The sequence below is a fragment of the Neobacillus sp. DHD-1R genome, assembly GCF_057747995.1.
This window is the reverse complement of sequence record NZ_CM173232.1, coordinates 2,016,841-2,029,361: the sequence shown is the minus strand read 5'-3', so window position 1 is coordinate 2,029,361 and position 12,521 is coordinate 2,016,841. Positions and strand designations below refer to the sequence as shown.

The window sequence follows — 12,521 nt, the reverse complement described above, 5'->3', positions numbered from 1 at the left end:
TTTAAATTAAAAGCGCAATGACAAGCAGCTTAATCCACCATCTAACTTACGGAATTCAGACATTTCGAGCTCAATCGTTTTATAGCCTGCCTCGTTAATTTTTTGTTTCGTGATCGGGTGCCCGGCGGGAATGATACAATAGTCATTCACTCGAATACAATTGGCTGCATACTCCTCTTCTGGTGGAATCACAATTTTTTTGTAGCTAGTGAAGTCTGGATGGTCAATAAATTCACCTGCGACCACAATCGTCTGATTCCCTAAATAAGCAATGCCTGTTTTTAAATGAAAGAATTTTTCAAGGTGAACAATCGTAGCTTTATATCCTTCTGATTCTAAAATTTGTTTTAATTGCTCGGAGCCTTCAAGGTTCGTTCTAACAGAAATGCCTATATAGAAATGATCTTCAATCTGTAATATATCTCCGCCATCTAGAGTCCCAGGAGATTTAATATAATAAATAGTTTCATAGAATGACTGGATTACAGGTTCCATTTCCACGATCTCTTCATTCCGGGATAGTGCTCCAGGGTTTGCAATCACAGCAAAATCTGGAGTTAGTACCGCTGTATCTTCCACAAAAGTTGAATCGGGAAATTCTAAAGTACTTGGGAGGACCGTCACCTTTGTACCACATTTTTCTAAGGCATTGATATAGGCCTTGTGCTGCTCTAACGCTTTTGCCAAATTGGGTTTTCCAAGGTCGGAAGTGGTTAAGCCATTTACATAGCTTTCTCCTGGTATTTTTACAATGGTATTTTTAAACATGATCAGTTCCCCTTTTCTTTTATTCTCGTACAACTGGACATGTTAAGCATGTCGGCCCGCCGGTTCCTAAAAAAGAGATTTCATTTCCTTCATATTCATAGACAGTTGCACCCGCCTCGATTAATCGTTGTTTCGTCATCGGGTTTCCATTCAACATTACGCAAACTCTCGGTGCTAACGCAAGAACATTGCAGCCAAGCTGGTGATATTCTTCATCCGGTACTTCAATCAATTGAAAGCCACGTTTGATAAGTAATTGACGAAGGTAGACAGGCATAAGTCTGGAATAAACCACTGCTAGATCTTCATCAATAATGCTGATGAGTGACATAAGATGAAGACATTCCTCTTCGCCCTTATCGTGCGGCAATTGAACAATAATACATTCATCCACTAATTCCTGGGTCATTTCTTGGATTTGCCGGATGGCTTCATCGTTTGTACGGTATCCGCGGCCGACTAACAACGTACGATCATCCAGCCATACGAGATCTCCCCCGTCCGCAACTGCATCTCCACTGAGTTCTCCTAAAATGGGAATGTTTTTTTCTTGTAAAAATTTTTTATACGCTTCAGCTTCCGGCTGTCGTAACGTTTTTCCTGATTTTAAAATGATCGCCCCATTTTTCGTAAACTTAACAGGGTCATGGGCATAAAGCGAGTCTAATCCAACTGCTTCTGATATTGGTAAAAACTCAATCTCAGCTACATGTTCTTTAATAATGGCAACAAACTGTTCAAACTCATGTTGAGCCTTTATGTAATTTGGTTCATTGAGGTAGTTGAATTTTTTCCATTCATTACGTAAATGCTCTTGACTGATAAAGGCATCCTTAGGATGTTTCAAAATAACCTTGTTAAGGTTTTTATACATAGATGATAACATGTTATTTCTCCTTTCTTTTTTCCGCATTGTGGAAAATACTTTCTTTTAATGGAAATATATACTATGATATTATAGTAGGTAAATTCACAAGTCAATATATTTTGAATTTACAAAAAATATTTTTTATTTACTTCAGGAGCTAATGAAATACGATAGGAGTTTGATACCATGCAAACGATTGACAGAGCCATGCAAGTTATTAAAGTACTTGCTGAGAGCGATCCAAAAAAGTGGTTTTCTATTACAGATTTATCGAAAGAATGTAATTTACCTGTCAGTACCATGCATCGTCTTTTACAATCAATGATTGAACACGGATTAGTTCAGCAGGACCCAAATCTAAAACTCTATTCAATGGGGATTACGTGGTTAGAATATGGGTTAAGGATGTATGATACATTTGATTTTGTTGGGCTGATTCGTCCCGAAATGGAGAAATTAATGCATGAGGTGGAAGAAAGTGTTTATTTTAGTAAACCTGTTGGATTGGATGCTTTAATTGTTGAAAGAATTGACTGCCCGCACAACCCGATCAGAATTTATGATCAATTAGGTATCAGAATCCCGCTAAATATTGGGGCTGCCAATAAAGTGATGCTGGCTCATATGCATAGGGACGAGGCATTAAAAATCATAAAAACATTAGTACCAAACGAGGAAATAGAGTCGTTCCTCCTTCTGCTAGATACCATCCATCATAGAGGTTATGGTGATAGCCTTGGGGAACGAACCAAAGGCACGGCCTCCGTCGCAGCACCTATATTCAATCATTCCAACGAATTAATAGGTGCATTAAGCATCGGTTACGTAAACCTAAATCAAACAGAAGAAAAACACCGTTTCCTTATTGAAAAAGTCATCCAATACAGTTTGGTTATATCCGGCAAATTAGGAAGTAGACCTAAAATGAATACCCAATAAAATCGTTAACGCTCTTTACAGCATAACCCAAGTGAAGACTAATCACTTGGGTTATTTCTTTTCCATAAAAATCGAATATGAGATTGCTCAAAAACTTCCTATGCTCCTACCATAAGGAACCACATCCATCAAAATTGGTAACTTATTTAATGGAATTTACTAAATTACTAGTGTCAATCCGCAAGAGTCGAAAATTCCCAAAAACGGTGTCGTTCTTTATCGAGAAGTTATCATTTCAAAAGGGTGGATGTTATATTAAAATGGAGCTGTTAGATAAATTATTAGGAGGTTATTTTATTGAAAAAAAGAAACAAGGGTATGGCTATCGTAGCCAGCAGTATCTTAGCAATCTCTCTATCATCCTTTAATCTCCAAGTCTCTGCAACTTCACCAGCTAAAAGCTACCTCATCGCTTACAACCAGTCATCATTACCAAAAACCTATCAGACAGACATGAAGAATGCCGGAGGTGTAGTGGTAAATGCTATTCCGGAAATCGGAGGAATAGAGGTCCGCTCTTCGAATCCTAATTTTCTCAACAATCTAAAATCCAATTCTAGTATTCTTGCTGCAAATGTAGAAATGCACTATAAACTCGATGACGAGCAACCAGCAGGGGCTGATGGTAAGCCTGTAACACTAACACCTGATGCTGATGGTACATACTGGAACTCACAGTGGGACATTCGTCATTTAACTAACGAAGGAAAATCGTTTAATATTGAGACAGGCGGTAAGGAAGCAAATGGAAAGGTTACTCATAAGGCCATAGTCGGAGTAATCGACACAGGTATTGATGCAAATCACCCTGACCTTAAAGCCAACTATGTTGGCGGTCAAAGTTTCGTTCCGGCAGGAGGTTATTCTGGAAATGACAAGACTGAAACAGGCAACCCCAAGGATGTACTGGATCGTGAAGGTCATGGTACACATGTAGCTGGTTCCATTGCGGGTAATGGAAAAATAAAAGGTGTAGGCCCAGATTTAGGAATCATGGCTTACCGTATATTTGACAGTTCTGGAAGCGCCCCAACTGCCCCAATTGTTAAAGCAATGATTCAAGCAGCTAAAGATAAAGTGGACGTTGTCAATATGTCCATTGGCGGCTATGACAATTTAAAATATGAATACAATGGTACTAGATATAGCGACATTGCCGACGTTCTCCTTTGGAAACGGGCAGTCAAGTATGCAGTGAATAATAATGTCACCCTAGTCGCTTCTTCCGGTAATGAATCGTTAAACTACGCGGATAAAAAATCACTGACTGACTATTTGAATACTAATTATGGTGATTCCAACCTAGTCTTTAAAGGTGTTACCATTGAAACACCAGGAGGAATTCCAGGAGTGATCACGGTTTCTTCGTCTAATAAATGGTCGAAGGATGTACTTGCATTCTATTCAAACTATGGCAATAGCTTTATCACTGTAGCTGCACCTGGAGGAGACAACGGTCCTGATTATGCCGCCACTGGAGATTTAAATAAACGCGATTTTACCTATCGCGCATTGTCCACTTGGCCAACTTACTTAGATCCATATTTCACAACAATAGATCCACAGCATCCAGGGTATGCATACCTCCACGGAACCTCCATGGCTTCGCCAAAGGTTGCCGGCATCGCTGGAGTCATCAAAGCTGCGCATCCAGACTACAAACCAGCTCAAGTGGAAGCTCTAATTGAAAAGACCGCATTAGATTATGGAAAACCAGGTCATGATCAATACTTTGGTTCCGGTGAAGCAAATGCTTACTCGGCGTTAACAGGTAAATAGTATAAGGTAAGGCCCATCTCATCGATGGGCCTTTGCGTTGCACTATGTTACTTTAATTGAGCCGACTTCCTCTCCTTGATAAATTCGAAATGCGGGAACGATTGTGTCCGAAACAATTTCTTTTCCTTTTTCCCGAATGAAGTCCAATTTATAGTAAGCGTCAAATCTTTGGCTGATTTCTGTTTTCACAAGTTCAGGCGGAGTAACGACGATGAATTGGAACTTCAGCTTTTCAGCCACTGCGAAAATCGGATCAAGGACATGGGCCGATGCTGCTTGTCCGAATGGATTATCACAGACTAAAGGAACCCAGCTTTGATCTGTTTCGCTTTTAACCGATAACAACATCATCATCATAACCATTCGTGCTGACAGCTTTTGTCCTCCACTGCCATCGGATTTCGTTCTTGAACCTTGATTAATGGTCTGCCAGGTTGAATAATGTTCTCTTTGCGGTTTCCCGTACATAAAGGCATTATCTGTTCGCATATTATAGACGAGCAGCTCAGGATATCGATTTCGTAGTGATACGAACAAGATTTGCTCATCACTAATGAGTTGTTTTATTTCTTGGTCTAATGCTTGATTATTACTATCAATCCTATCAAATTGTTTGGTAATTTTACTAATGGCAGATACAAAATGCTGCTTCAGCAGCGGTTCGATATCTTCAGCCTTTTTAGGTAAGATGTCTTCTTTTAGCTGGACGAGCGGAAAGGAGCCACGTTCATTTTTCAGCTTCATTTTTGCAATCATGGAACGAATGGCCTCTGCAATGCTCATGACCTTCATGCTGGCACGGCTTGCCCAAAAGTTTTGCGCCTTTTCTGCCCTTTCTTTGTCTCGTTCTAATTGTTCCAATCCACTCTGTGAAAAACGCTTCATATTTTTAACGATGCTTTGAATATGTGCATAATGCCTCATATCCAGATGATCTAATGTTGTTAATACTTCATTTTTAAACCGAATTTCCCAATCTTTTCCTTCAATAGTCAGCTTTAAATTACGCAAGGATTGTTCGATTTTCGCATGCTTCTCTTTGCCTTCTTCTTGGATCGCTTGATGTTCTTCACACCAGGATATGATACATGCTTTCCCTTGATTCTTAATTGTTTCTATATCCGCATCCGTAAATGCTGCCGCTTCCTCCTTTAGGATAACGGATAAAGTTAACAAATCCCCTTCATAACCAGCAATGTTGGTTTCTGTTTCTTTTTGGCGCTTTTCTGCCTGCTTTACTTCGTCTTTGTTTTTTTTCGTTTGGTCTTTTATTTCGACTGCCTTTACTTCTAAATCAAAGTCTTCCCATTTTTCAGGCTGCTTTTCATGCTTAGCCACTTTCTTTCCGGTCTTCTCACGCTGTTCGGCCGCATGATTCAGGGACGTTTCTGCAACTGTAACAGCCGTTCCTTGTTCCCGTTCTTCTTTTTCTGCTGCCTTCGCTTCCTTTTGTGCGGTTTGCAGCATATTTTCTAAAATACTCATCGGTTCATCAGGTTCGGATGCTTCATTCCAATCCGGATTATGAGTATTGAGTTTTTTCTCTAGTTTCTTTTGCTGCTTTTGTTCGGTTTCTCGTTTTGCTTGAATAACGAGTAATTCTTTAGCCTGTTCTTCTTTTGATTTTTGGAGCTGTTTCAGCTCATCAATACTCCCATTTATTTCTTCTAATAAATGGGGCGATAAGCGTGGGACCTCTTCACTTCGGTCTGCTTTTTCATCAACAGGAAATACAGCCGTTTCAATAAAAAGGGCAATCTCTTTTATATTTTGTTCGGTTATAACCTTCCATTCTAAATACGTTTGATTCCACTTGCTTTGCAGCTCACCGATATTTTCGTGCTCTTTTTCTATTTCTTGCTGCACTAAACTTAAAGCTTCCTTTTGTTTCTCTTTTTCTAGTTTTAGCCGTTTATTTTCTTGATGCAGTGTTTTTTCCTGATCAAATTGCTCTAATGTTTCAACATCTCTTGTCAGCTTTTCTATTCTTCTCTTTGACTTCTCCCACTGTTCTTTTAGCTGAAGCTGAATTTCCTTTTCTTTTTCTTGCAGTGTGGTGATTTCCTTTAATTCATCTTTTTTAGAAAAAAGAGCGATCTGTTCCTGATTGAATGCTTTCTCTATATCAACCGAAAGCTCACTTGAAACAAACCGATCGATTTCTTTTAAAATACGACGTAAGGAAGTTTCTGTTTTTTCAATTTCTATGAGAGTATCTTTCTTTTCTTCAATTTGTTTAGCTGTGTTTATTTTCCAGTTGGTGAAATGATTTTTATCCGCTAATAGCTCCTTCTCCGTACCGTTAATAAGCACAAAGATTGGCTGGTGATTTGCACCGTTCATTTCCTCACGCATGAAAATTGGAACAGGACTTTTAAACATTCTTCCTGAAAGAACCTGCTGATTGATTTTTTTCCATTGCTGCCCGCTAACGACCAAACCAAATGGAAGAAGTGGATTTGTCAAAAGGTGGTTCGCCATTTCCTCTGCACGTAAGGATTGAAGAAATTGGGTCCCATAAAACACATCAATACCAGTCTTTTCATCGATCCATTCCTTTAATTCCTTCACATCTTTATTTGGAATCCAAAAGTGCTCATCATTTAAGGAATGATCTAATTGTTTTTCCCAAAGGGCTTTTTTAATTTGTTCCCCTTGTTCCCTATTATTGTCTAGGATCTCTTCAATCTGGATAGCATATTTTGAAAGAAGTGCGTGAGTTAACGGTTCAGTGACGTCATTTAATAATCCATGAAGCCGATCGACTAATTTTGCTTCCTTTTGCTTTTGCTCTTCATTGGCTGCTTTTAACTCTTTACATTTTTCTTCTAAAAACTGAATCGTTTGGACGAGAGTACCATGTGAAGTGGCAAGTTGAGTTTGTTTTTCACTAGATTCTTTTTCCTTTACTTGCAGCTCTTCCAAATTAGCTTTTTTTTCTTCAATTTGTTTAGAAAGACTAAGAATAAAACCCTGTAAGTCATATGTTAAGCGGTCGCCAAATTCTTGGATGAGATTTTCTTCCTTAGACTCGAAGGTATGAATTTGTGTATATAAAAAATCAATTTCCGAGCTAAGCTGAGCAATCTCTTTTGTTTTTTGCTTTTCCTGCTGTAACAGATCATTTCCTTTTTTCTTTAAGAACTTTTGATACCCCAAATACTGCTTAACAGCCTCTTGTAAGGATTGATACGAATTTCCCCATTGATTTATAGCCTCTTTTTTAATTTCATCCATTCTTTGGTTCACTTGCTCTAAGCCGCTATTTTGTTCTAATATCATTATCTGTTGAGAAAGAGAGCGAATACTTTGTTCGTTTTCACTCCACTCTTTTAATAAAAGCTGAAAGTCCAGCTGTGCTTTTCGTTCCTGTTTTTCTTTAACGATTGCTAGTTGGGCAGTATGTTTCGCCCTTTCCTCAACTAATTTCTTCTCCCAATTCATAACCTCTCTGTGAGCTTTCGCATACTCTAAATTGTCATTTTGATAGCGTAAATCTGCTTGCCTTATTGTTAATTTTTCTATTTCCTGCTCTAAAGTAAGCCGTGTTTCCTCTTCTGATTGCTTTAAATGTTCCAAAGCACCAAGCAGTTGTCTGCCCACCTTTATACTGCCATTCACGATTTCTTTATGCTCTATACCTTTTGCCAGATTCTCTTCAAAAGGGACAATGTCTTCTAAAAATTCCTTATGGGCTTGCTCTCTTTTTATGAGAATAGGCAGGTCTTTCGCAATACTTGCCTGACTCTTAAAAATCTCAACAAGATCGTTTTTTTGATGTTCCGTCCGATGCAAGACTTGACTAACAGTAGGAATGATCCGTTTTTGGAACAGAGAATGATCATCCTCCGCTCCCTCAAAGTACTTACCAACGCCGCCTTCATCCTTGTTAATGTCTTTCATAATATCCCAGTCTTTACGGTTAATTCCGTATGTATCAAGAATGCGATAGTGTTTCTTTGTATCTCGGTAAACGTCATATCCATTCCATTTTAAATAGTCCTTTAAGCTTTCAGTCTCAGCAACCTCATCATTTTCAAAGAGTGGAATGTGCTCAAGTGACGCCTCTTCTTTCCGGTCAAATTCTCTTGTATAAAAAGTAATATTCGGAAGAATCTTCGCTTCCTGTTCCAATGTTTTACTTTCATTCCCACTTTCTTCACTCATCGAAATCCGCTGTTCTGCTGAGAACATTCCTCCAGTGATCAAATGCCTGTGGTCCGCACCATCCAATTCCCATTGAATGGCAACATGAAAGGTATATGGAATAAATTGCTCTTTATTGTTAAAAAAGAACTGCTGATAATAACGATTGTTTTGCTTTCCCCATGAGGTTCCTGGTTTAAGTATTTGGAAGATGGTTTGCAGGAATACACCTTTCCCTCCCCCATTCATCATTGCAATTAGACCATTGGTTGATGTCTCCTCATTATGGAAGTTAAAAGTGGTATCTTTATATTGCTTTTGCATGCCATCATATTTTAGGCCAACAATTCTAATTCGATGGATTTTCGGCATGCTCACCCTCCTCTGTAGTCATTAATTTTTTAAATAATTCATAACGATCATAATCGTGATACAAGTACTCAATTCGCTCAAAAAGCTCTTGTTTTGGAATTGCCTTTGGAATATCATCCCGATCAAGAATGACGACCAACCCCTCAGACTCTAATAAGCGTAAAGCACTGGCAATTAAACCGATTCGGGTTCGCCGATTGGCTTTTTTAGATCCAAAATCATCCGTGTCTACTTCCATGTACTTCCATGTCGTCACAACTTCTTTCATATCGATTCGTTCTTCTTCTCCGAAGTCAGGTTTAACTTTAAGAATGCTATCCCAATTCATCATAAGGTCGTTGACTTGCCGCTCTAATGCGTAATAGCTAATTCCTTCCCGCTTCGTGCGGATTTTCGCAGCCTGATTGAGATCGATGCTTGCTAAAAAAGACATAATGACAACACTAATTAGATGAAAATGTTTTTTCGTTTCGACTTGCTTATGTTTTTCTTTCATATGGGTAAAATTCGTCGCAAAGACAGAGCCGGTTGGCTGGACAACCAATTGGATCCGTTTAGGCGATTCAATGATATATGTACCGGATTCGTCTGCTAATAAAAGAACGGTTTGCCTCACTTCCGGATCAAAATATGTCTGGAAGTGTTCGCTGTTTTCGTCGATTACTTTATCTTTTAATAGAGTAAAATAGACCGCTGAAGCTTTTTTGATTGATTCTGCATTCATCATTTTTCCTCCTGTACACATATCTTAAAAGGGGTCATTTTCATTCGATACCAATGATGCGGCTCTGCTCGATGATCAAACATGGTAAAAATTTTCAAGCCTTCGAAGACTTGAAATTGTGGATATTCCTGCATTAGTTTATAGAGAAGAATTTCCCGCTCGTCACTTAATGTTTCTTCCTTTCGATGCAGCACTTGAACCTTCAGAGGCTTTTTATCAAACATCATCCATAAATCTATCGTTTCAGGTTCTTCAAACCATAAATCTTGCACTTCATATGGCAACCCCTGTAAATCCGCTAATGAAAACTCTCCGTATGTTTGTAAAAATTGAAAAACATAACTCCATGCCTTAATAACAGAATCCCAGTTTGTCACACGCGGTCGAGTAATGCTTTCTTCTGCCTCCTCTTCAACTAACGTCTCTGTTACTTGTTTTTCATCGAATTCTTGTTCACCCCAAATCCAATCAAGCGGCAAAATAAATTCATTCTTCGGTGAAAATAAAGGGGCAAGTACTCTTTCTAAGTCCGAAAAAGAATGAATGCCTTCCTTCATGAACCAATTTTCATAAATATGTTCTCGAAAGGAAATCAGGCTGGTTTCCCAAAACAATGAAGGGTTTTCCGCTTTTAATTTCATTTCATATGAGATATTTTGAATGACTAGCTTAGCAAAACGATCATGCAATTGCCTTGTATGGCCGATTTTTTCTTGGAGAATGATCAATTCTTTCTGAATATAATCATCCTCTTCCGTTCTTTGCTTTGTTTTTTCAATCATGCTAGTAATGGTACGAAAGTGATTTTTTTCTTCTTCAAATTGCTTTTCAATTTCGACCCGATTATCGGCCCTTTGCCATTCTTCTTCAATCAATAAGATTTTGGGATTGTTAATCATTTCCTTTTGGAAAGTGAATTCTTTTGCCATTAAGCGGTTTACTCGTGAAATGAGGTGATCGAGGTTTCGAGTAGCTTTGCGAAAATTACCGTTTTTAATCAGCTGCATACTATAAAGCTGTTCGATCGTTATCGAGAATTCCTCAGCCATTTCCCTGCTCATAAAAATCATTTCCTGCGATACATCTGTGAGTTTATACACAATGGATCCGCCCAGTTCTAAATTTGTATATAATTCATCCATAGTGACATATCGAAATGTCTGCGTTTCCCATGATTGTCTTAGTTCATCGTAATATAAGGCTTCAAACGGTTTACTATACTCTTCTTTTCCCTGATATAGCAGCCCGCTTGTAATACGTTCAATTTGCTTGTCGTCTGCCAAAAGCTTCATTTGCTTAACGGAATCTTCTACCATATACCTAATATCTGATTTGCGTCTATGATCATCATCATTTAATTCTCGATAAAAGATGGATAGGAGCACTTGCATGAGAATCGTTTGAATATGTGGCTTCAGCTCTCCTACTTCCATGCCCCTGCCAAACTCAAACAGGGGATTTAATCGTTGCATTCGTTGGGCGAAACCTTCCCATGATTCGTTCACGTCCATCTCCTCCATGTTTCTATGTTTAAGACTTCTTGCGGGATTCGCTTATTTTCCTGCCATAACTGCTGTAATAGCGCTTGCTCCTCTTCCGTAAACCATTGAAAGAATAATTCACGGTACTTGATGTTTTGTGTTTGGCCTTGTTTTTGGTCATTCCTTTGTTCTAGACATTCAAGCATTTTGCGATAAATTTTTAAGGCCGGCTGAATACAGCAATCCGGGTATTTTTCGATAAGCCGAATGAGGATCCCGTATCCTGCGGCATCAAGATCTCCTGCGTAATAGAAAAGATAGGGCTTTGTCGGAAACATTCGAAAGAAATAAGAAAAGCTCCGCTCTATTTTAGTCCCTGCCCCATAAATAATAAGTTCGGGTTCATAATCGAGTTTATTTTCTTCCAATAACTTAATAGAAGTATGAAAGAAAGATAGATTTTCGACGATGAGTACTCTTTGAATATCTTTTATTTCTTTCCCTTGTTTAATCCAAAATAAAAACGGCTCCCCATAGTTCACCATTTTAAGCTGATTTTCTGATATGCCAATCCTAGCTAAAAAGCCTTTTCCATCAGGAAAACTATCATTATCAGTTAAGAATTTTTCATGGCCAAAGAGCTCGAGGCTCCTTTCTTCTATTGAAATAGTCTCCCGATCATGATTGGATTGGAGAAATGTATACACATTCTGGATTCGATTCCACTCATCTATCGTTTGCCATTGGGGATATCGTTCATAATAGGAAAAATCAAACTGATCACTTAATTTCATCATCTCAAGACGATCCCATTTGGATTCCTGAACTTTTATATTTACCCAATAATATAACGGCAGCGCAGGTGTCCTGCCATTGTATTGATTATTTTGAATCGGGATAAGATGTCCTTCAGTTTGCAATGTTTCAATGGCACCATAAAACAAAGTATAACCGTCCATTTCAAAATAATTATCCAAAAGCTTTCGCAGCTGTAGTTCTAAATCATTAATATTTATTTTCTTTTTTTGTTTAGGGTGTTGAATATCTCCAATAAAGCCTCTCACCCTTGTTTCAATGATATCGATTATATTCACCTACTTAAATCCTATAGTTTTATAGAATAGACCTCTATTATCCAATTTGGACATCCTTATATTATAAACTAGTTGTGTTGTTGAGGGTAAATGGATTTTTCTTAAAACATCTCGAACAAGGACTGGTTCCATATCTATTTCCAACCCTAAGGAAGTGCAGCACAAGTTTTTTGAAATAATAAAAAAACCGCACGAGTGAAAAAACCTCCGTGCGGTTAATATGTATTAGTTTTGCCTTTACACTTCTAGGTATCTAATCTGCTTCCTGGAAAAGCTACTAAATTAATAAATTCATAGAGTTCTTGAGCCACCTGAAGTCTGCCTTTTTCACATAGTTTGTCAAAGTGAGA

The 12,521-nt window shown here is 38.3% G+C and carries 8 protein-coding genes; 2 read left to right on the top strand and 6 right to left on the bottom strand.

The annotated features are described in order from the left end of the window. Window positions 1–6: 6 nt before the first annotated feature. Together AC3ANL_RS09755 and AC3ANL_RS09750 are read right to left on the bottom strand one after the other, a co-directional pair. Complete coding sequence (locus tag AC3ANL_RS09755; RefSeq protein WP_488329014.1) at window positions 7–768, bottom strand: dimethylarginine dimethylaminohydrolase family protein; 762 nt, start codon at window positions 766–768, stop codon at window positions 7–9. Window positions 769–787: 19 nt separating this feature from the next. Next, entirely contained in the window at window positions 788–1,654 is an 867-nt protein-coding gene (locus AC3ANL_RS09750; protein ID WP_488329013.1) for a dimethylarginine dimethylaminohydrolase family protein, read from the bottom strand. Window positions 1,655–1,822: 168 nt separating this feature from the next. Between AC3ANL_RS09750 and AC3ANL_RS09745 the strand changes: the two genes are divergently transcribed. Both AC3ANL_RS09745 and AC3ANL_RS09740 read left to right on the top strand, forming a co-directional pair. Further along, a complete protein-coding gene (locus AC3ANL_RS09745; RefSeq protein ID WP_488329012.1) occupies window positions 1,823–2,575 on the top strand; it encodes an IclR family transcriptional regulator in 753 nt (250 codons plus the stop codon). Window positions 2,576–2,872: 297 nt separating this feature from the next. Further along, window positions 2,873–4,354 carry a S8 family serine peptidase gene (locus tag AC3ANL_RS09740; RefSeq protein ID WP_488329011.1) on the top strand — a complete coding sequence of 494 codons (1,482 nt, stop codon included), beginning with the start codon at window positions 2,873–2,875 and terminating at the stop codon, window positions 4,352–4,354. Between the two features lie 42 nt (window positions 4,355–4,396). Here the strand turns inward: AC3ANL_RS09740 and AC3ANL_RS09735 are convergent, their stop codons facing one another. The 4 genes from AC3ANL_RS09735 to AC3ANL_RS09720 are packed head-to-tail and all read right to left on the bottom strand — an operon-like array spanning window position 4,397 to window position 12,171. Then, window positions 4,397–8,872, bottom strand: a complete 4,476-nt coding sequence (locus AC3ANL_RS09735) for a coiled-coil domain-containing protein (RefSeq protein ID WP_488329010.1) — start codon at window positions 8,870–8,872, stop codon at window positions 4,397–4,399. Further along, a complete protein-coding gene (locus AC3ANL_RS09730; protein ID WP_488329009.1) occupies window positions 8,850–9,599 on the bottom strand; it encodes a DUF6063 family protein in 750 nt (249 codons plus the stop codon). The genes AC3ANL_RS09735 and AC3ANL_RS09730 overlap by 23 nt, the downstream gene beginning before the upstream one ends. Then, a complete protein-coding gene (locus AC3ANL_RS09725; protein WP_488329008.1) occupies window positions 9,596–11,107 on the bottom strand; it encodes a hypothetical protein in 1,512 nt (503 codons plus the stop codon). The genes AC3ANL_RS09730 and AC3ANL_RS09725 overlap by 4 nt, the downstream gene beginning before the upstream one ends. Continuing rightward, entirely contained in the window at window positions 11,098–12,171 is a 1,074-nt protein-coding gene (locus AC3ANL_RS09720; protein WP_488329007.1) for a Wadjet anti-phage system protein JetD domain-containing protein, read from the bottom strand. The genes AC3ANL_RS09725 and AC3ANL_RS09720 overlap by 10 nt, the downstream gene beginning before the upstream one ends. Window positions 12,172–12,521: the final 350 nt, after the last annotated feature.